Annotated in this window: 18 protein-coding genes; 11 read left to right on the top strand and 7 right to left on the bottom strand. The window is 68.5% G+C overall.

The features are described 5' to 3' along the window. The first annotated feature begins 923 nt into the window (after positions 1 to 923). The 3 genes from IE321_RS14985 (at position 924) to IE321_RS14975 (ending at position 3,753) form a co-directional block, all read left to right on the top strand. Positions 924 to 2,159, top strand: coding sequence for a helix-turn-helix domain-containing protein (locus tag IE321_RS14985; RefSeq protein WP_190223262.1), 1,236 nt, complete (start codon positions 924 to 926; stop codon positions 2,157 to 2,159). A gap of 14 nt (positions 2,160 to 2,173) precedes the next feature. After that, positions 2,174 to 2,779 (top strand): hypothetical protein, encoded by a 606-nt coding sequence (locus IE321_RS14980; protein WP_190223261.1) that lies wholly within the window; start codon positions 2,174 to 2,176, stop codon positions 2,777 to 2,779. 131 nt (positions 2,780 to 2,910) lie between these two features. Then, on the top strand, positions 2,911 to 3,753 hold the full coding sequence (locus tag IE321_RS14975; protein WP_190223260.1) for a PE-PGRS family protein: 843 nt from the start codon (positions 2,911 to 2,913) through the stop codon (positions 3,751 to 3,753). Here the strand turns inward: IE321_RS14975 and IE321_RS14970 are convergent. Together IE321_RS14970 and IE321_RS14965 are read right to left on the bottom strand one after the other, a co-directional pair. Beyond that, entirely contained in the window at positions 3,683 to 5,380 is a 1,698-nt protein-coding gene (locus IE321_RS14970) for a PE-PGRS family protein (protein ID WP_190223259.1), read from the bottom strand. The genes IE321_RS14975 and IE321_RS14970 overlap by 71 nt on opposite strands. Before the next feature lie 170 nt (positions 5,381 to 5,550). Continuing rightward, positions 5,551 to 7,062 carry a hypothetical protein gene (locus IE321_RS14965; RefSeq protein ID WP_190223258.1) on the bottom strand — a complete coding sequence of 504 codons (1,512 nt, stop codon included), beginning with the start codon at positions 7,060 to 7,062 and terminating at the stop codon, positions 5,551 to 5,553. 142 nt (positions 7,063 to 7,204) lie between these two features. Here IE321_RS14965 and IE321_RS14960 point away from each other — a divergent pair, with 142 nt between their 5' ends. Further along, positions 7,205 to 7,864: an HAD family hydrolase gene (locus tag IE321_RS14960; RefSeq protein ID WP_190223257.1), complete on the top strand. Its 660-nt coding sequence runs from the start codon at positions 7,205 to 7,207 to the stop codon at positions 7,862 to 7,864. Here IE321_RS14960 and IE321_RS14955 read toward each other — a convergent pair. Continuing rightward, positions 7,845 to 9,119: an NsdA family TPR-like regulatory protein gene (locus tag IE321_RS14955; protein ID WP_190223256.1), complete on the bottom strand. Its 1,275-nt coding sequence runs from the start codon at positions 9,117 to 9,119 to the stop codon at positions 7,845 to 7,847. The two genes, IE321_RS14960 and IE321_RS14955, sit on opposite strands and share 20 nt — an antisense overlap. Positions 9,120 to 9,334: 215 nt before the next feature. Between IE321_RS14955 and IE321_RS14950 the strand changes: the two genes are divergently transcribed. Genes IE321_RS14950 through IE321_RS14930 form a run of 5 tightly spaced genes read left to right on the top strand, consistent with a single transcriptional unit; the run spans position 9,335 to position 14,533 of the window. After that, a complete protein-coding gene (locus IE321_RS14950; RefSeq protein WP_190223255.1) occupies positions 9,335 to 10,585 on the top strand; it encodes a methionine adenosyltransferase in 1,251 nt (416 codons plus the stop codon). Then, positions 10,585 to 11,511, top strand: a complete 927-nt coding sequence (locus tag IE321_RS14945; protein ID WP_190223254.1) for an aminoglycoside phosphotransferase family protein — start codon at positions 10,585 to 10,587, stop codon at positions 11,509 to 11,511. Before IE321_RS14950 ends, IE321_RS14945 begins: the two co-directional genes overlap by 1 nt. Then, positions 11,508 to 12,224: a histidine phosphatase family protein gene (locus IE321_RS14940; RefSeq protein WP_190223253.1), complete on the top strand. Its 717-nt coding sequence runs from the start codon at positions 11,508 to 11,510 to the stop codon at positions 12,222 to 12,224. The genes IE321_RS14945 and IE321_RS14940 overlap by 4 nt, the downstream gene beginning before the upstream one ends. Next, positions 12,217 to 13,509 (top strand): serine--tRNA ligase, encoded by a 1,293-nt coding sequence (gene serS / locus IE321_RS14935; RefSeq protein ID WP_190223252.1) that lies wholly within the window; start codon positions 12,217 to 12,219, stop codon positions 13,507 to 13,509. Before IE321_RS14940 ends, serS begins: the two co-directional genes overlap by 8 nt. Position 13,510: 1 nt before the next feature. Next, the gene (locus tag IE321_RS14930) at positions 13,511 to 14,533 is read left to right on the top strand and encodes a glycosyltransferase (protein WP_190223251.1); all 1,023 of its coding nucleotides are present in this window, start codon (positions 13,511 to 13,513) and stop codon (positions 14,531 to 14,533) included. Positions 14,534 to 14,598: 65 nt separating this feature from the next. On the opposite strand, the gene IE321_RS41965 is transcribed toward IE321_RS14930, so the two are convergent. Next, positions 14,599 to 15,045, bottom strand: coding sequence for a hypothetical protein (locus IE321_RS41965; protein WP_226652058.1), 447 nt, complete (start codon positions 15,043 to 15,045; stop codon positions 14,599 to 14,601). A gap of 51 nt (positions 15,046 to 15,096) precedes the next feature. Here IE321_RS41965 and IE321_RS41960 point away from each other — a divergent pair, with 51 nt between their 5' ends. Continuing rightward, a complete protein-coding gene (locus IE321_RS41960; protein WP_226652057.1) occupies positions 15,097 to 15,525 on the top strand; it encodes a hypothetical protein in 429 nt (142 codons plus the stop codon). Then, positions 15,522 to 15,926: an NUDIX hydrolase gene (locus IE321_RS14920; protein WP_190223249.1), complete on the top strand. Its 405-nt coding sequence runs from the start codon at positions 15,522 to 15,524 to the stop codon at positions 15,924 to 15,926. The genes IE321_RS41960 and IE321_RS14920 overlap by 4 nt, the downstream gene beginning before the upstream one ends. Positions 15,927 to 16,038: 112 nt before the next feature. Here IE321_RS14920 and IE321_RS14915 read toward each other — a convergent pair whose 3' ends face one another. From IE321_RS14915 to IE321_RS14905, 3 genes are all read right to left on the bottom strand, one after another. Then, positions 16,039 to 16,404 carry a hypothetical protein gene (locus IE321_RS14915; RefSeq protein WP_190223248.1) on the bottom strand — a complete coding sequence of 122 codons (366 nt, stop codon included), beginning with the start codon at positions 16,402 to 16,404 and terminating at the stop codon, positions 16,039 to 16,041. Positions 16,405 to 16,519: 115 nt separating this feature from the next. Further along, on the bottom strand, positions 16,520 to 18,238 hold the full coding sequence (locus IE321_RS14910; RefSeq protein WP_190223247.1) for a relaxase/mobilization nuclease domain-containing protein: 1,719 nt from the start codon (positions 18,236 to 18,238) through the stop codon (positions 16,520 to 16,522). Continuing rightward, positions 18,235 to 18,576: a plasmid mobilization relaxosome protein MobC gene (locus IE321_RS14905; RefSeq protein WP_190223246.1), complete on the bottom strand. Its 342-nt coding sequence runs from the start codon at positions 18,574 to 18,576 to the stop codon at positions 18,235 to 18,237. Before IE321_RS14905 ends, IE321_RS14910 begins: the two co-directional genes overlap by 4 nt. Between the last annotated feature and the right edge of the window lie 200 nt (positions 18,577 to 18,776).

The raw sequence follows: 18,776 nt of genomic DNA, 5'->3' as shown, positions 1-18,776 counted from the left end.
TGGTCTGCACCCGCAGTACGAAGTGAACGTGCAGGTCAGGGCGGGTGTGCGTGAGCGAGAGGAGGAGTGGGACCCGAAGGGGTGATATGCCCCTGGGAAGTGACCAGGGGGTGTGGCCGCTCTCGTCGGGGAGGCGGGAGGTGGCAAGGCCGTGATACCGACCGGCGCGGGTGCGGTGTAGGGCCCCGTCACCTCAACTCCTCCTGAGAGTCCGCCTTCTGAGACTCCGGCCGAGCTCCTGACCGAGGCCCGGAAGCTCGGCGCCTGTCTCCGGGAGAACGGGCTTCCCGATTGCTCGGACCCTGGTCCGGTCACGGGGAAGACGAAGGAGGCGGGAGGCGGAGGGCGCTGTCCCGCACCCCCGATCTTCAGGTCGCCCTGACGGGGCGCGCGCCGACCACCGGCGGCGTGGACGTCACGGGCGGCATCATCGGCGGCTGAGCCGACGGCCCTGTCTGGGGGAGGAACGACGAAGGTCCCGGCCGCTATGCGGTCGGGACCTTCGTACGCCCTGCTGGGCGCTGGCGGAGGATACGAGATTCGAACTCGTGAGGGGTTGCCCCCAACACGCTTTCCAAATGTTCGTACGGGGGTCCGGCGGGGGCCGTACCCGTCCTGACCTGCGGCGGATCGCTCGGGATGACCCTGGCCGGACGTGGTCGGACGGGGGTGAATGAGACCACAACTGAGACCACCGTCTCCCAGGCGGGCGCACCGGCTAGGGGGGGGTGGTGACCCCTGGCTGGGCCGACTGCGCCGAGGCCATCGGTGGAATTTGATGCCCCTCGGGCGCTCGACTCTGTGCGACCCGCTTGGAGGTACGCGCCGACCGCGAGTGCGCAACTGCATGGTAGGGATAGTTGCGATCATGGGGAGCGGTTGCGACACTTGACCAGGAGAGATTGCCGCGCGGGGAGGCGCTCATGGGAAACGGACTGACAGGACTGGAAGCGCTCGGCTCACTGGCGCCAGTGGTACCGCCGCCCAGTGCTGCTGTGGCAGCCGAGATCGGGCAGAGGGTCGGACAGGCTCGCTTGCGTCGGGCGCTGACTGGAGAAGCCTTGGGTGAGCTCGTAGGGCTCGGCAAGGATCAGATCTCGAAGATCGAGAACGGTCGGCGCAAGGTAAGCGTCCGAGAGCTGCCTAGGTTCGCTGAGGCACTGGGAGTGACCGTCGCCTATCTGCTGGGCCAAGCGTCCCGACCGACCCTGGCGATGGCTCACAGGCTGGCCGGCAACACGGGCGCGCATGAGGACAGCAGTGCGAAGCGGCGTGCTCTGGAGCTATTGGAAGTCGAGGACATCCTGGCCCAGCGGGCGAAGCCGTGGCCCGCGTCGGCCAGCCCCTTGGGTCAGCAGGTGCTTGCGTTTGCACGAAGTGAGATGGGTGAGCGACCGCGCAATAGGTCCGAGGCGCAACGCCAAGGCAAGCGGCTGGCTGAACGCACACGCAGTGCACTGGGGCTTGGGTCTCATGAGCTGGGCGACTTGCCTGGGCTTATTGAGCGCCACTTCGGGGTCGACGTAGCGCTGTCCCCTCTGGGGACTGAGGCGGACGGACTCTGCGTTCACGGAGACAACGTGGCCTTGATCGTGGCGAGCACCAATTTCTCTCAAGGGCACGTTCGGTTCACGCTCGCGCACGAGCTCGGGCATCACCTCTTTGGTGACCCCAGGGACATCATCGACGAGGGCGAGCGGGACATGTTCGCCGATGACCAGCAGGAGCGGCGTGTCAATGCCTTCGCAGGACATCTGCTGATGCCCGAGGAAGGTATTCGTGAGACCCTTCGGTGGCTCAGCGCAGGCCGAGTCACTGAACGCAGTCTGGTGGCGCTGATGGAGCAGTTTGGTGTCTCCTTGGCCGCAATGGTCTACCAGCTGTGTGTCATGGGATTGATCACCTTCGAGCAGGGCCAGCAACTACGTAGTCAGCGGGTTAGCGATCTCGTTGCTCGCCATGCCTCGGTCGCTCCCACGGGAGCTGGCGTCACTCCGCAGCATGTTGTCCGGGCACCTGAGCGCCTTCTTGGCGCTGCAGTGGCAGCCGCCCGCGGGGAGCAGGTGGGCTTGGGGGTGGTCGCGACGCTGCTTCAACGCGAAGACGACGATGCACTGTGGGACGCGGTGATGGAAGCGGACTCTGAGGTGTTCGCCTGAGTGGGAGCGGCGCGGTGACTGTTCCCGCGCCTGCTAAGCCACAACTTTGGTTCGTCGACACGTCCTCCGTGCTGAGTCTTGCGACGGATGACGGGTTGCGAGCGGCCATTCAGCGTGAAGTCGGTACGCAGCGTCACGTCGTGCTAGACGTTGTCTCCGATGAACTGGAACGCCTGGCAAGTCAAGGCCGCCCGGCCGAGAAGACTCTGGCCGCAGCGGCCCTGGGGCAACTCGGTTGGCTAGGAGAGCCAGTGGACACGAGCACTTTTGTCGACCCGAAGCGCGTTGCGGAGATTCAGGATGTCCTGCGTAGCGGACGGGTCCTGAAGCACCCGGGGGAGCATTGGGCCGAGTCAGTGATCATGGCCATGGCCGAGCGGTTGGTCGAGGTGGATCCGCACCTACTCTGCGAGGACTACAACGCGCGCATCGAGTCGATCCACCACAACCTGACCCCCTTCAGCGTCCATAAGCTGCTCTCGCAGATGGTCCGTAAGGATTGCCTCTCCGTTGCGGAGGCGGTCTCATTTGCCGGTGCCATCCAGGCCGCTGAGCGAGGAAGTGACTACACCGCAGCGGATTTCATATCCGGGAGGTTGGGCCGCGTGGGCCGCCCGTAGCCCCGAGGCAGCCCTGCAGCCTCCAAGCTGATCTGCGCTTGAGTTGCCCGCACTTGGCCTCTGGCATGGGGGCGAGAGGCGGCTTTGGCGAAAGTCGGCGATGGGACCACCAGAGCTGGCTCAATGAACCCATGGAGATGGGTGAGTACTGGGCCTACCGAGCGAGGCCGAAGGAGTTGGGCGGCCCGGTTCGTCGGGTCGAGGTCGTACGGGTAGGCGGTCGTGGCCGGGCTGATTGGCTTCACGTGCGGTTCCTCGACGGTGACGACGCCGGGCTGCAGGAGTGGGTCGACGCGACGTCCCTTGTGGCGCGCTGGGAGGACGCGGAGGCGTTCCGTGCGGACGACGCGAGCGAGCTCGCTCTGGCCGAGGCGTCACGGCATGTGCGGGGGAGTGCCGACTTCGAGGCTGCACGGTTGATCCTCGGGTTCGTCCGCCCGAAAAGCAAGCTGCGGCTGCGGCGCAGTGTCGCGGACGCAGGGATCCTGGAGATGGGCAGTCTCGACGGCAGCGCTCCCCTTGTCGGCATGGATCCCGCGGAGCTGCGAGGCGATCCGATGGTCTGCGAGAACCGCCACGGCACGTGTCTGGCAGGGTGGCCGGTCACCGAGCGCATCGCGCGCCTCGTGGCCGGCCGTCTTGCCGAGGACATCCTTCCGGAGGTGGACCGCAGACAGCAGGCCATCGATCAGGAGCGCACGCAGTCCTCCTGGTACTCCTACAGCCGCCGGGACGACCGCAAGCTGGACGCGGAAGCGGCCGTCCTGCGGACCGTCCGGGAGTGGTGTGGTCAGGACAAGGCCGAGCGTTACGACGAGCTGGTCGCCCTGCGCGAGGAGGTCGTCCGGCTCGGGAAGCTCGTGGAGAAGTCGGTGAAGGCCCTACGTGACCGCGGGCACGGCGTCATCGCCTCCACCATTGAGCGCGACCTTGGGGTCCATATCTCCAGCCTTGGCCCAGACGTTCGTCGGTGAAGCCGCGCCACCGCTCCGGCTCCGGCTTGGGCGGTTCGGCCTCCGCCTTGGGTTCTTCCTGCTTCGGAGGCTTCTCTTTCTCTGGCCGCTGCGGGTGCCAGCCGTCGAGGAAGGGCCTTAGCTGGTCGGCCGTGGGTTCCGCGTGGAGGCTGTGGCCGGTCAGGCTCCTGCCGGCCACGGTCGGGTCGAGCCGGTCAGCCTCCGCCTTCCCCCACGCTGACCACTCGCGAAGCCGCTCGGCTTCGTGGGCGTCGTCCGAGACGGAGGCGGCCTCGTCGAGCGCGGCGCAGAAGGCCCGCATCTCCCCTGCGGCCCGCCACTGCGCCAGGGCGGTGCCGAACAGGTCGACCCGTACGGCGTCCACCGCCTTGATCGTCGCGACGCTGATCGCCGCTTCCCACTCCCGCCGCGTGCGCTCCTTCTTCTCCGCCTTCCGCCGGCGGTGCTCCTCTTCTTCCTGGGCCTCTCGCAGGCGGCGTTCCTTCTCCTGTCGCTCCCGATCCTCACGCTGACGCTGCTGTTCCGCCTCCCGCGCCAGCCGGGCCTGCTCCTCATCCTCCGCGCGGGCCTTCAGCGCTCGGAGGACGGCGTCGATCTGGTCCTCCAACGGCTTCTTGGCGGTGTCGGACCATTCCTTCGTCCAGCCGTAGCGGTAGCCGTAGCTGTACCCCGATTGCTGGGCCACCTGCAGCTCCAGCTCGCCGGACGGTTCGAGCCGGTGGGCCGGGGTGACCCGCTGCCATTCGTACGTCCGCCGGCCCGGCTGCGTGGGTACGTACCGGACCTGCTTCTGCCGTTCCTTGAAGCTGATCTCGTACGTCCTGCCGTGGACCGTGAGCAGCGGCCGCACCTGCCTACGCTTCTTCGACACCGCGATATCGCCGTGCCGCGCGAGGGCCTGCTCGGCGAGGAGCCGAAGGAGAGAAAGCACCCGTGGGAGGACCTCGTCCGAGATCTCGAAGGCGCTGTGATCCGCGGTGACCGCTGCGATCACGTCCTCGACGTCGGTGATCACGCGGCTGCGCGCCAGGCGGATCCGGTTCCACTCGGTGTCGTCCTCGCCCGTCACCCGGAGTAGTCCGAGGAAGAAGTCTCCCTTTGCCCGCCCGCTGTACTTTAAGTGGAAACCGTCCGGGGCACACTGCCGCGCGGCGTCGAATGCCCGGCGATAGCGGGCCCGCTCTTCGGCACTTGGATCGGGGATCCGAAGGAATCGGCCGGCCTTCTGCACCTCCGCGATCAAGGCCGCGCCGACTTCCGCCGGTGACCGGCGTGGCGGCTTCGCAGGGAGCGCTGGCGCCGGCTTTGTCTCAGGCGGGGGTGCCACCCGCTGACGGGGAGGCGTCGCGGCCTCCGGCTTCGGCTTGGCGGCTGCCGGTCGTTGCTTGCGCGGGGCTGGCTCGGGCCGGTCCGGGTGGTGGCCGTGTTCCAGGTAGAAGCGACCGTCATTGGTGATCTCCGCCTGCCACCTCCCACTGTGCTTGGGCATGGTGATGAGGCCCCTGCTCTTGAGGGCGCGGGCGGTGACGGCAAGTTCCGGGCTCGCGGAGGTAACGGGATCCGTTCCTTCTTCGATCCGGGTGAGCGTGGCTAACTGTCGATCGTTGAGCGGCGACCATCGGTACATGGTGACCGTCGTACCGGCCCCACCGAGCGCTCACAAGCGGAACGCTGACATTCCCGACCCCCACCTGTCTGAGTGTCAGGTGCTGAGTGGCATCTCCACAGCTGGCGTCGCGAGGATGGCGGACCTGGTGCTGCTGAGGCTGGGGCCCGAGGCTTGGGGTTTCCTGGTGGCTAGGCCGTCTCGACGTCCAGGTCCAGCGAATCTTGCTCCACGGCGAGATAGGTATCTGCAGTCGCAGCCTCAAGGAATCCGTCCTCAGACGGCGACGTGAGGCGCGGTGTGATAGGGGTGAACGCCTCCCAGGGGCTGGCATCGCCCGAATCGAATCCCCGTCGAGCAGCCTGGCCGAAAGCGTCTCGGTGTCGCTCTCGATAGCTGCGTACTCGCTCGTCTCGCTCGGCCATGTGCCTTTCGTACTGCCGCTCACTCACATCACTGGGCGCCGTTGCGGCAAAGCCCGTGCGCATGTCAGGGAGCCGTTGCGGTGACGAGTACACGGTGGGCATGGCCGAGGATTCCTCGATTTCCGCGACCATCCTCCTGTCCATCTCCGCCAGCGCCCGGCAGGCCCCGAAGAGACGTCGGGACATGCCGATCATCAGATCGGTGCCCGGAAGCCTTCCAGCGAGCATGTCGACACCGTTCCCTTGCGTGATGTCGAGTCCAGTCGCTCTGCTGTCGAGTCGACGTCGCAGGTCGGCTGTCGCGTCGTCGCTCTCGAGGAGGTGGACAAGACCCCCTGCTCGTCGCCGAGGATTATCAGGCCGTCGGCCGCCCACGGCGGTGAGTTTCAGACTGCCCGGAGCGATGGACACCAGGGCGAGGTACATCAGCATGCGAGCACGCGCGAGCTCCACCAGCGCGTCGTTGTCGTGCTCCAGCGTGTCGTCCACCTGCTCCGAGGAATCGGCGCTCTCCGAGTAGGACGGACCGCTCTCGATATCGATCATCATGAAGAGTCGCCGTTGCAGGCTCGTACCGCAGAGAACCTTCTGGTGAGCCACCGGCACGAGAGAACCCACATCCAGCTGCCGTGCGCCCTTCCGGCGGCTGTTCACACCAAGAACGCGGCCCCCCTTCGCTTCAACCAACCAGAGATCAGACGTCGACGTGTGGGTGCCGAAGAGGTCTGGAAGGCTCTTGCGTTGTTGCCAGCCAGGCAGCGCGCCAGGGGGTATGGCGCTCTCGGCGTGGGTTGTCGGGCCGAGGCCCATAAGCCCCCTGCATGCCCACTCCGCCATCGTCATGCCGATGTGATAGCCAAAGGCGGAGCGGGTCGAGCTTTCCGTCCCGTGTGTGTACACGACACTCGGCACGACAGCGTGGCCCGAGCCGTGTTGGTGCGCCGCAGTTCCACTTCGGACCAGGTAGGCCGCGAGCGGGTATCGCCGTGCAGCGATCTCGCGGCGAGCCAGCCGGGGTACGGCCGCGACCCACGGCGCGATATCCCTGCCAACTGTGGTGGCGGCATCCAGGATGTCGCGCCACGTAGTGGTCACGAGGTAATTGCCGTCTGGTGGCACGCTCGCAGGAGCTGGCCATGCCTTGGCGGCTTGGGACAGCGCCTGCGCCTTGGGACGCGGCGCCGGCTCCAAAGGCGAGCTTCGTCGTATGAATACGGGAATGTCGAAGGCATCGGGCGCTGACAGGGTGATGTCGGCGGCCCCCAGTGGCGGCAGCATCCGAATACTCTGCCAGAGGGGACAGACACCGCCCTGAGAGATGCTCGCTCTCGCGTGATCAGGTCAGGGAAGGGGTGGGGATTCAGCCGCAGTCTGACGGGGACTGGGTCCTCTCCGCGTCGCACCGTCTAACCTGCGGAGCATGATTCGTGCGGTGGTGTTCGACGTGGGTGAGTGTCTTGTCGACGAGACCCGGGAGTACGGGACCTGGGCGGACTGGCTGGGGGTGCCGAGGCATACGTTCGCGGCGATGTTCGGGGCGGTCATCGCGCAGGGGCGCGACTACCGCGAGACCTTCCAGGAGTTCCAGCCGGGGTTCGACCTGACCGAGGAACGCGAGAAGCGCGCGGCGGCCGGGAAGCCGGAATGGTTCGGCGAGGACGACCTCTACTCCGACGTGCGCCCCACGCTGGCCGCGCTGCGTGAGGCCGGCCTGTGGGTGGGCATCGCAGGAAACCAGACCGTGCGGGCCGGTGGCCTGCTGCGCGGGCTGGACCTTCCGTCCGACCTGATCGCCACCAGTGACGACTGGGGCGCGTCGAAGCCGGACGTGAAGTTCTTCGAGCACGTCATTGATGCGACGCCTGCCGAGCCGGGCGAGATCCTTTACGTCGGCGACCGGCTCGACAACGACATTCGCCCGGCCGTGCAGGCCGGGCTCCTGACAGCTCTGATCCGGCGTGGGCCGTGGGGCACGATTCAGCAGCGTGACCCGGACGCGGACTCGATCACCACGATGCGCATCGACTCGCTCGCGGAGCTGCCCGAGAGGATCGCCAAGTTCAACGCTGGAGAGCGCTGACAGTCGTGCCCCAGTCGTAGAGACGATCGTCGAGGTCTCGGACGCACTGCTCGTTCTGCCATGGGGCGAGCGTGCGTCGGACTTCGCGGATCCTCTCCATGCCCGTCGCGTACCAGGTGATGGCGAGCTGGTCGAGGGCTTGGACGGCATACTGGCATGCCGCCTCCGGGTGGCTGTCCGCGGCTTCGACTGCGGCGAGATCACCGAGGACGACCGTGCGCTGCTTGTCCGACTCTGGCGGCAGGTCTTCGAGAACCTCCTGGAGGGTCTGGCGGGCTTGCGGCAGGTGGCCGGCCTTCAGCTGCGTGTTCCCCTTAAACGCGGACAGGCGCACCCGGCTGAACCAGTCCAGCCAGTCGGGAGTGGGGTGCTCCGAGCCCGAGGAAAGGACGTCCTCGGCGTGATGGATCAGACGGAGCGCCGCACGAGGGTCGCCGCATCGGGTCTCGCACTCCGCCTCGACCGCGTCCAGCCACGCCCAGAGCTCCGCGGAGGCTTCTCCGCGTCGAGCGTAGGTGCGAGCCGCCATCATGCGCTCGATCGCCGTTTCACGGTCATCGGCCCAGCCGGGGGCGAAGGCCATGTGCGCGAGGATGGCCGATCCGAGAAGAGGGTCGTCCGCTTCCCCTGCCGCCTGCAGGGCACGCAAGAGGGTTTCCGAGGACTGCTCGGGCTGGCGTAGGTCGAAGAACTCGATGCGGCCAGCCAGGAGATAGGACTCGGCGAGTGCGCCGGCGAGAGTCTGGCGAGCAGGGTTCGCCGTCTCGGGCAGGAGAGCGCATCCCAGACGGGCGTGCTCCAGGACCGCGGGGTGAAGTACAGCCGGGGCCACGGACCAGTAGAGGTGCCGATGGGAACGGGTGACGGCCTCGAAGTCCTTGCCCACCGTGACTGGCTGCCTTGTGACGCCCACCTGCGCGGGGACGCTGGCTAGCCGCGCACCCGTCAGGGGGGTGCGAGGGGTACTGCGGACCGTCGAGCCGGCAGGGCGGCTCTCGGTTCCCCAGGGCGGGGTAAATCCCAAGTCCTCCATGCTCTGACCCAGGAGGTGGGTCAGGACTCGGTGGACGTCAGGCTGTGGCCAGGGCGGTGTGGCGGACTCCCAGCGCCGGATCTGGCGGACGCCAACGGCGAGTCCCCTGATGCCCAGCTTGGGTGCTGTCTTGGTGATGGCGTCGGCCAGGGCCTGTTGCGAGTTGTATCCGGCAGCCAGGCGAGCGGACTTGAGTCGGGTGTTGCCTGCGGGACGGGACATGAATCTCCTCCGGGACGAACTCTCGTCTGAGAGTGACATGCGGTGTCCTTGTCGCGGCGCGAAATCATCCATGAGAAGCCAACAAAGCCCTGTGGAAGTCCTCTTGATGACCTGTCGGGGCCCTCGAATAGGACCTGTGGGGCCCGGATAGTTGGCACCTCCGCAAGACCAGTAGCGCTCGTCTCTGCCCTGTCCCCCGTGAACGGGAGTTCGTGATGCCCCGTACGAGCACGACCATCAACCACAGCCACCTCGTCATCGACACCGGCATGGCCAAGCCCGACGCGACGACCATCGTGGAGCGGAAGGGCCTCGGCCACCCGGACACCCTGGCCGACCACCTCGCCGAGCGGCTGTCCCGCGCGTACAGCCGCTACACCGTCGAGCGCTTCGGCGCCGTGCTGCACCACAACTTCGACAAGCTCGCCCTCCTCGGCGGCGCGAGCGAGGTCCGCTACGGCGCCGGCCGGATGACCGCCCCAGTCAGGGTCCTCGTCAACGGCCGCGCCGCGCCCATGTGCGGCGGCGAGCGGATCCCCGTAGAGGAGATCGTGGAGGCCGAGGTGCGGGCGTTCTTCGCCCGCCGGCTTCCCGAGGTCTCGGACCACCTGGACATCTCCTTCAACATCACCAGCAACTCCAGCCCCGGCGCCGTCCTCACGGGCGACGAGGTGCCCGACCGGACGCGGTGGTTCAACCCGCGGTCGATCGAGGACCTGCGGGAGCGGCGGGTGCGACTGTCCAACGACACGTCGTTGGGAACGGGCTGGGCGCCGGAGAACGTCTTCGAGTCGTTCGTGCGCGATCTGGTCGACCACTTCTCCGGCGAGAGCGACTTCACCCTCTCGCACGCGTGGTGCGGATCGGACGTGAAGCTCATGGGCTACTGGGACGGTGAGCAGGCGGACATCGTCCTCTGTGTCCCGCAGAAGTCGCGGCTCGTCGCCAGCCGCGCGGAGTACGTGCGGAACACCGAGAGTGTCCTGGCCGAGTGCCACCGGCTGGCCGGCCTCCGGCTGCCCGGAGCCGAGACCCGCTTCCGGCTCAACGCGCGCGACGTGCCGGAGAAGGACGAGCTGTACCTCACGTACACCGGCAGCTCGATCGAGTCGGGCGACGAGGGCGTCGTGGGCCGCGGCAACCGCGTCAACGGCCTCATCACGCCCCTGCGGCCGATGAACCTGGAGGGTGCCAACGGCAAGAACCCCGTCTACCACGTGGGCAAGCTCTACAACATCGCCGCCCGCCGGCTCGCCGAGCGGCTTCACGAGGCGACGGATGGCCACGCCGAGGTTCACCTGGTGAGCACGACCGGGCAGCGACTCGACCAGCCGTGGCGCGTTCTCGTCCGTCTGTCGTCCCCGGACGTCGAGGTGGACAAGGTGCAGGCACTGGTGGCGGAGGCCCTGGACGAGTTCCCGGCGCTGACCGACGAGCTGGTCTCCGACGGGATCGTGCTGAGCTGATGGAGAAGCGGACGCTCGGCGAGGTCTCCGAGGAATGCCGCCGGCGGCTGGTCACGCACTACGGCCCGGGAGTCGCCGGCTGGCTCGACGCCGTGCCCAGGCTGATGGAGCGCGCGGCGGAGCGCTGGAAGCTCACACTCGGGACGTACCACGACGCCGGACACGCCTCAGTGGTCGTGACGGCCGGAACCCTCGACGGACGTCCGCTGCTTCTGAAGGCGTGGGTTGATCCCGCCCGCTTTTACGATGAGGTCACCGCCTTACGCCTATGGGCGGGCGGGCCGACGGCGGGCGTCGTCGAGGCGGCAGACGACCTGGCCGTGGCGGCCCTGGAGATGATCGGAGGCCGCCCCGGCGGTGGTGAGCGACCGCCTCGCGAGCTTCCCACCGTGGCCGCCGCCCTCCAGGGCCTCCACACCTTCGGTCGCCGTCGGCGCCGGCTACGTGAGCTTCCTTCCCTGACCGCGTATCTCCACCAGGAGGTACGCCCCCGGGTGCGGCGCCGACTGGAATCGGTCGACGTCGGCCCGTGGCAGGAGCACGTGGACGCGGCCCTCCCGTCCCTCGTGGCCTTGGAGCAGGACTCCGCTCGGTCCACCGTCCTGCACGCGGATCTCTACCGCGAGAACGTGCTCTTCGACTGGCTGGGCCACCCCCGCCTGATCGATCCCCTCCCCATGGTGGGCGACGCGGCCTTCGACTGGGCCTTCTGGACCGTGTACTACGACCTCGGACACAGCACAGACGCTTGCTTGGCCGCAGCGGCTCGGGTCTCCCGTATCCCGGTGCCCGTCCTGGCGCCATGGTGCAGGGCCCTGGCCCTGGACGGCCTGCTCTTCTACCTCGACACCGGTGATCCGCGCGCGCCGAGGATGGCTGACGTCCTCGCATGGCTGTCGGCGCCGACCTCAAGGAACCGATCATGACGACGTACGTTCTCCGCCACGGACAGACCAACTACAGCCGGCGCTACCTCGTCAACGGCGATCCGACCAAGCCCATCCACCTGAGCGAGGAGGGCCGCCGGTCGCTGAACAAGGGATGGAGCAGCGTGCCCCTCCACAGCGTGAAAACGTGGCTGGCCAGCGAATTCCCCCGCGCCCAGCAGACTGCCAATCTGCTGATGGGAGTCCCCGGGCCCGAACTGATCACCGATCCTCGATTGAACGAACTCGACTACGGGGAATTCGAGGGAGGCCCGTTCCTGGAGTACGCCGTCTGGCTCGACGGCCACGGCACCCACGAGCGCCCGCCCGGCGGGAGCGAGTCACAGCGTGAGGGCATCCGCAGGATGCTCACCGGGGTGCTCGCGGCCCTGGATCACCCCGGTCCACGCGTCCTGGTAGCCCACGGGCTGCTGGTCTCGGTGCTCCTGTGGCACCGTGACCGGGCTCCCGGCGAGGCCATGCCCCTGTTCTTTCCGGAAGCGCCGTACGTCGAGCCCTTCACGATCCCGGACATGGAGCTGCCGGAATTCATCGCAACGCTGATGAACGATCTTGAAACTGGCGTTCAGGACCGCACCGGCGGCATCGGTGACTGGGGGATATTCCGGAACGGGGACGGCTCGGCGGTTGCTACCGTCGATTCCGTATCCCCATCCCACTCGCAGGATCAGAAGGATCTTCCCCATGCATGATGCCCGCGCCCTGATCGACATGGGTGCCGACGCGGTTCGTCGGCTCGCTCGTCGCGGTTACTCCCTGGACCTGTCCGAGCTGGAGTCCCTCCAGTCTCGTCGGAACCAGAACATCCGCTCGGCCGACGAACTGCGGGCAGAGTCCAAGCGAGTGGCGAGCGAGGTCCAGCAGACGGCCAAGCAGGGCGGCGACATCAGCAAGCTCAAGGAGCGCGCCCGCGAGATTAAGGACCAGGTCCGCGACATCGAGGCTGGCCAGGAGGAGATCGAGGCCCAGCTGCGCGACCTGCTCCTGAGCATCCCGAACCTGCCGGACGACTCGGCCCCCGACGGCGACTCCGAGGAGTTCGCCGTCGAGATCCGGCGCGTGGGCACGCCGCCCACGTTCACGTTCGAGCCGAAGGACCACGTCGATCTCGGCGAGGCCACCGGCATCCTCGACTTCGGTAGGGCGACCAAGCTGTCCGGGCCGCGCTTCGCGGTCTCGCGCGGCGCCGGCGCCGCCCTGGAGCGGGCACTGGCCACGCTCTTCCTCGACATCCACACCCGTCGCCACGGGTACACCGAGTACGCGGTCCCCTACCTGGTCACCCGCAAGACCATGACCGGTACCGGACAGCTCCCGAAGTTCGAGGAGGACCTGTTCAAGACCGGCGTCGCCGACCGCGAGCTCTTTCTCATCCCGACGGCCGAGGTCCCGCTGACCAACCTCTACGCCGACGAGATCATCCCTCCGGCCGAGCTGCCGGTGGCCATGACCGCCCACACCCCGTGCTTCCGCTCGGAGGCTGGCTCGTACGGGCGGGACACTCGCGGTCTGATCCGCCAGCACCAGTTCGCCAAGGTCGAGATGGTCAAGATCGTCGACCCGAAGACGGCGGACGCCGAGCTGGAGACGATGGTCGGCCACGCCGAGGCGTGCCTCAAGGAACTCGGCCTCGCCTACCGGGTCATCAAGCTGCCCGCCGGTGACACCGGCTTCTCCGCCCAGCTCACGTACGACATCGAGGTCTGGATTCCGAGCCAGAACACGTACCGCGAGATCTCCTCGGTCTCCAACTTCGGCACCTTCCAGGCCCGCCGGGCGAACATCCGGACCCGAGGCGAAGACGGCAAGCCCAAGCTCGTCGCCACCCTCAACGGCTCCGGCCTGCCCGTCGGCCGCACGCTGGCCGCGCTCCTCGAACAGTGCCAGCAGGAGGACGGCTCGCTCGTCCTTCCCGAATCCCTCTTCCCGTACCTCGGCTTCCGCCGGATCAAGGCGGACGGAACACCGGAGGCATAACGTGCTCGTCGGCGTCTGCGATTTCCCTGGTAGCTACGCCTTTCCGCCCGCCGGCTACGGCGGGATCGAACGATGGCTGTGGGCGGTCGCCGTAGGCGCCCGGGCCGCAGGCGCCGACGTACACCTCCTCGGGCCGGGCTGGCTCGCGGACCTGGAGAACGACTGGGTCCGCAAGCCGGTCCGCCTGGAGGACATCACCCCCGGATCGCTCGCCGAGCGCGACGTCCGCGACACCAAGTACGACCTCCTGGTCGTCGGGCACGAGTACCCCTCGCTGCCCGCCTGGACCCGCACCTGGAATGCGCTGGACTGCGACGTCGCCACCTTCCAGCACTCCCCAGTCTTCCAGCACGCCACCACCGCCTTCGACGGCAGGCGTTCCCGGCTGTACTGCTACTCGCCCGAGATGATCGAGCGGTACGCGGACCACCGGCCGATCCCCGAGCTGGCCGTGCACCTTGGCCTCGACGAGGAGGAACCGCCGGCGACCGCCGGACGCGACCTCGTCTGGCTTGGCCGCGTCGACGCAGAGAAGGCCCCTCACCTGGCGGTCCGCGCCGCCCAGATCCTCGGCCGCCGCATTCGCGTCGTCGGCCCGGTATTCGACCACGACTACGTCCAGAGCCACGCCCGTCTCTTCGACGCGGACCACGTCGAGTGGATCGGCGAACTCGGAGGGCCGGCCAAGACGGCCGCCATCCGCGACGCCTCCGTATTCGTCTATACCTACGCCCGCACGTACGTGGAAGCTGGCGCCGCCGTCTTCGGCGAGTCCCTCCGCGCCGGCACCCCCATGGCTGCGCTTGCCTGGCGCACGGGCACTTGCGCCGAGGCGGCCCTGTGTGACCAGACGGGCGCCATCACCGTCGTCGACCCGGACGAGGACGACGAGACCGCGGCCCAGCGACTCGCGCTCGCTATTGAGCAGGCGGAGACCCTCGACCACCGGCAGGTTCAGGAGATCGGCCAGCACCGCTTCGACCCCGCCCGGCACTTCCTGGCGATGGCGTCCCGGTCGTGCTGACCGGCACAGCTCGTACGACCGGAGACGCACTGGCCTCGCGGATACCCTCCGTGCTCCGCAGGTCGTTATCCCACTCGCAGTGGGAGTTCACCATCGACGGCCCTCACGTCGACATCCGACACCAGCGGCGAGGCACCCCGTACCGCCCGCCACGTCGGCCGCCCTCGTGGAGAGAACTCCTCCGCAGCCTGGAGACCGCCTTCGCCCACGTCGGAGCTCCACGCGACGACTGTCTCCCGCTCCGCTGGGGGCGCGACACAGAACTGACCATCTCGGCGATCCAGGCCCTCGACCCGCTCCTCAAGGATGGAAGACCCCAGACGTACCGCCGAGGCTTCCTCCCCCAACCGGTTGTCCGCCTCACCGGTGAACGCGATACCGCCGGCGACCTCTGCGACGGCTTCCTGACCTCCTTCGTCAACGTCTCCCGCGTCCAACCCGTAGGAGGACTTGACGCGTACGGCGCGATTCTCGACGGCTGGTTTTCCGTCCTCTCCCAACTCGGCTTCCACGCCCGCCACCTGAGTGTCCACGGGACCCTGACCCCCTGGCGCCGGCGCGAGGTGGAGGGCATCACACTGCACTTCCGCCACCTCGGGCTCGATCTCGGCGACATCGTCCTGCTGTGGAACGCCGAGGACTCGACCCGCATGGCCGTAGACCTGGGAACCGGACTGGAACGCCTCGCCTGGGCACGCACCCAGCAACGCTGGCACGAGCTGATCTACGGAGGCTTCGCCGGCACGGCGCCACCCGCCACGCTGGACGCCATCCGTACTGCGACGCTCCTCCTCGGCAGCGGGATCACCCCCGCGCCCCGCGGGGCCGGGGGTGTCACCCGGAGGGTCATAGGCACGATCGACCCCGAAGCGGTACGCCTCGGGGCCAGCGCCTTAGTTCGCGAGGCACACGGCTACTGGTCACTCGTCGGTGCCCTACGTGCTCCGTGGCCGCAGATCGCTTGTGCCATCGAGGAAGAGGTACGCAGATGAGGGAAGGCGGCCAGCGGCCCGTAGCCACAGCCATCGTGGTGCATGAAGGACGCGTGCTCATGGTGCGGCGACGGATAAGCGAGGGCGAGCTCTCCTGGCAGTTCCCGGCCGGAAAGGTCGAGCCGGGGGAGTCTCGCGAGGACGCCGCCGTGCGGGAGACCCAGGAGGAGACCGGCCTGGACGTGGTCGTTGTGAAGCTGCTCGGTGAGCGGGTTCACCCGAAGACGGGCCGGCTGATGTCGTACACAGCCTGCGAGGTGGTGGGCGGCGCTGCTCACGTCGCGGACACCGAGGAGTTGGCCGAGCTTGCTTGGGTCGCCCACGGCGAGATTCCGAAGTACGTGCCGTACGGGTTGTTCGAGCCGGTGCAGCAACACCTCGATGTGGTCCTGCACCTCTGACGAAGGTCATTGAGTGCGCCGGAGGAACCGGCGAATCGATGTGGCGTCCGCTGGCGGGGAAGTCTCCCAGCCGCTGGCCGCTGGTTACTACGTGGGCGCCTTGCCTGTGTGCTCAGCCCTCGCGCGGGCGGAAGCCGTCGGCGCCCGCAGCGACGGTAGTGACCAACCGGTCGTAGTCGATGAGGTCCTCGTCGGTCATGAGGGCGGCGAGAGCTTTGTGGTGCTGGACGGCGTACTTGAGCAGGAGCTCGGCCAGTACGAGCGAGGCTGCCTCCGCCTCCGCTCCGGCCTCGGGGTTGTGGACGTGGACACCGGCGGCCTGGAGTTCTTCGAGGGTGGCGTCATCGGCGAGGGCCTGTTCCTCGTCGGTGAAGGGGCGTCCGTCGAGGTGGCGGAAGGTGCGGGTACCCGACGGTCGGTTGAAGTCCGTGTCGAACAGCAGGGCCATGACGTGGGGGCGAGGGGTGGATGCGGGCATAGGGGTTCTCCTCAAAAGGGGCGGGGGTGGGTGCCGATGTGCCCATGGTCTGGAGAATCCCCGGTTAGCCTAACCGGGGATTGTCGGTTACCTTTTGCGGCTCGGTTTTCGCGGTTCAGCGTCGTCGTGGGGAACCATTCGCGGGCCTGGTCCCGGTTTGCGCGGTCCGTCCCGGCGAGGCGACCACGTGCTTGCCGGTGGCGCGCTGGCCCTGGGCGTTCTGGGGATCCGCAGGGAGGTTGGCCATCCGGCGTAGCCGCCACACAAGTACGTCGCTCATGCGTTCCGCCGTGTCCAGTTCCCGTTGGGCGGCAGCCTGTGTGAGCAGGGTGGTGGGGTTGTGGCCGGCGCTCTGCGTCTCGGCGAGGGTGGCTGCGAGGGCGGGCCAGCCGGGTTCGGCGAGGATTCGGTCGGCCAGTTCGGGCAGGGTCTGGCGTACGGCGGTGGCGTGGTGGCGTTGCCAGGATGGGGCCAGGCGAGCGCCCCGCTGGTGGAGCAGTGCCAAGGGCTGGGTGGAGGCGGCCTGGTAGGCGGCACGCAGGTGTTCGGCGGCCCGGTGGGCGGCTTCGGCCTGCTGGGCGTGCTGCTTCTTGGCGTGCCAGTGTGCGGCGGCGGTGATCAGGAAGAACAGCATGTCGAGCGCCATGGCCGTGGTAGCGCCGTCCTCGCCTCGGCCGAGGGCCGGGCCGCTGCGGACGAGGTCGCGGGCGGCTCGGCGCAGGGCGCTGTCGTGGCCGCGTGCGGCGCGGATGTGGGATCGGGAAGCGCGTTCGAACGAGGTGGATGCTGAATGGAGTTCGTTGCGGGTGTGGGCGGCGGAAGTCTGGGCGAGGGCGTCGAGGACTTCGCCGGTGGCTGCGATCTGCGCGGCGATGACGTCGTCGTCGCTGTGGTCGATGACGAGCAGTGCCTGCCAGGCGGCGGTGGTGGCGCGCCGACGTGCGGAGGCGGGCCCGGTCACCGACGGCTGGGTCGGCTGCTGGGTGGCGTTGTCCGGGTTCTGGGTCCAGCGTTCGCGGATGCGGGGCAGGGAGAGGTCCGGGGCGAGCTTGGAGCCGGAGTAGAAGACGGGCTCGCCCTTGGCGTTGCGGTCGCCGGGGAGGGCGACGGTGTAGCCGAGGGTGTCGCCCGACGGCGCGACGCGGCGCCGGATGAGCAGACCGGCCGCGGCGAGGCGGTCGAAGAACTCCTCCTCGCTCGCCGCGCCGGCCACCGAGCGGCGGACCGCCTCGCGCAGTTCCTCGCGCGGGGTGCGCTGCCGGCCACGGCGGTCGGCCTTGTGGCGCTCGGCGCTGGTGGGGCGCTTCGCGGCGGTGCCATCGCCCGGCGTGACCCGGCGCAGGCCGTAGTCCGCTTCGATGAGGCGGGCCTCGGCCTGGGCGCGGCGGGTCTCGTTGTGTAGGCGGGGCCGTCGGCCGTCCTCGCGGACCAGGGTGGCGATGATGTGGATGTGGTCGTCGGCGTGCCGGACGGCCGCCCACCGGCAGGCGGCGTCGTCGCCGTCGGGGGCGATGCCGGTGGCGGCGACCATGCGGCGGGCGATGGCGGCCCAGTCGTCGTCGGACAGGATGGGGTCTTCGGGGCTGGCACGTACGGACAGGTGCCACACGTGCTTCTCGGGGCGCCGGTCGGCGGGCAGGGCGTCGACGGGCTGGTCGAGCAGCCGCTGTAGCTGCCCGTAGGTGGCCTGCGGGTCGCGGCCGGGGTCGGGGGTGAGCGGGTCGAAGGCGGCGACCAGGTGCGGGTCGATGTGCTCCTCGTGGGAGCCGGGGCCGTACAGGTAGCGGATCAGACCGATCGTCGCGCCGCCGCGCTTGTGAATGCGGGGGATCACGCAGCGGCACCGCCGTCCCGGTGGGCGAGCAGGGCATCGGTGGCCTCCTCCATGCGACGGGCCGCGCTCAGGACGGCCCCGGCGGCGGCGCCGAGGTGGGGTGCGTCGGCGCCGGAGTTGAGAGCTTTGGCAACCTGGTTGAACAGGCCGTGGATCCGGCCCAGGTGCCGGCGCGCGGCGAACAGCTCGCCGATGACTTCCCGTTCGGTTGCGATCTCGGCGGCGGTGAGGGTCAGGTCGCGGGTGGCCTTGTCGACGGCGTAGGCGAGGAAGGAGGCGTTGGTCATCTGGCACTGGGCGGCTGCTTCGGTGAAGCGCTTGTATTCGGCTTCGTTCATGCGGCAGCTGGGCTGGCGCAGGCGCTTGCGGGGCTTCGGCTGACGGGCACGCTGACGCCGCCGCGAAAGGGGCTCGGCCTGCCGGTCCCCTCCAGGCTGCGGTCCGCCCTCGGTCGCTGCCTGCCGGTCCGGCGCCCCCTGGCGCAGGGCTGCTCCCGCCACCCCTGGGGCGGGAACTCCGGGAGCATTGCTCCCGGTAC

This window comes from Streptomyces hydrogenans, assembly GCF_014656075.1.
GTDB lineage: Bacteria > Actinomycetota > Actinomycetes > Streptomycetales > Streptomycetaceae > Streptomyces > Streptomyces hydrogenans.
This window is presented reverse-complemented; position numbering and strand designations above follow the sequence as displayed.

Excerpts from the sequence above, each read along its gene's own strand:
- IE321_RS14985 (WP_190223262.1), top strand. The coding sequence starts at position 924 with ATGGGAAACGGACTGACAGGACTGGAAGCGCTCGGCTCACTGGCGCCA.
- IE321_RS14950 (WP_190223255.1), top strand. The coding sequence starts at position 9,335 with ATGCCCCGTACGAGCACGACCATCAACCACAGCCACCTCGTCATCGAC.
- IE321_RS14960 (WP_190223257.1), top strand. The coding sequence starts at position 7,205 with ATGATTCGTGCGGTGGTGTTCGACGTGGGTGAGTGTCTTGTCGACGAG.
- IE321_RS14955 (WP_190223256.1), bottom strand. The coding sequence starts at position 9,119 with ATGTCCCGTCCCGCAGGCAACACCCGACTCAAGTCCGCTCGCCTGGCT.
- IE321_RS14940 (WP_190223253.1), top strand. The coding sequence starts at position 11,508 with ATGACGACGTACGTTCTCCGCCACGGACAGACCAACTACAGCCGGCGC.
- IE321_RS14975 (WP_190223260.1), top strand. The coding sequence starts at position 2,911 with ATGGAGATGGGTGAGTACTGGGCCTACCGAGCGAGGCCGAAGGAGTTG.
- IE321_RS14945 (WP_190223254.1), top strand. The coding sequence starts at position 10,585 with ATGGAGAAGCGGACGCTCGGCGAGGTCTCCGAGGAATGCCGCCGGCGG.
- IE321_RS14970 (WP_190223259.1), bottom strand. The coding sequence starts at position 5,380 with ATGTACCGATGGTCGCCGCTCAACGATCGACAGTTAGCCACGCTCACC.
- IE321_RS14915 (WP_190223248.1), bottom strand. The coding sequence starts at position 16,404 with ATGCCCGCATCCACCCCTCGCCCCCACGTCATGGCCCTGCTGTTCGAC.
- IE321_RS14920 (WP_190223249.1), top strand. The coding sequence starts at position 15,522 with ATGAGGGAAGGCGGCCAGCGGCCCGTAGCCACAGCCATCGTGGTGCAT.
- serS (WP_190223252.1), top strand. The coding sequence starts at position 12,217 with ATGCATGATGCCCGCGCCCTGATCGACATGGGTGCCGACGCGGTTCGT.
- IE321_RS14965 (WP_190223258.1), bottom strand. The coding sequence starts at position 7,062 with ATGCTGCCGCCACTGGGGGCCGCCGACATCACCCTGTCAGCGCCCGAT.
- IE321_RS14905 (WP_190223246.1), bottom strand. The coding sequence starts at position 18,576 with ATGAACGAAGCCGAATACAAGCGCTTCACCGAAGCAGCCGCCCAGTGC.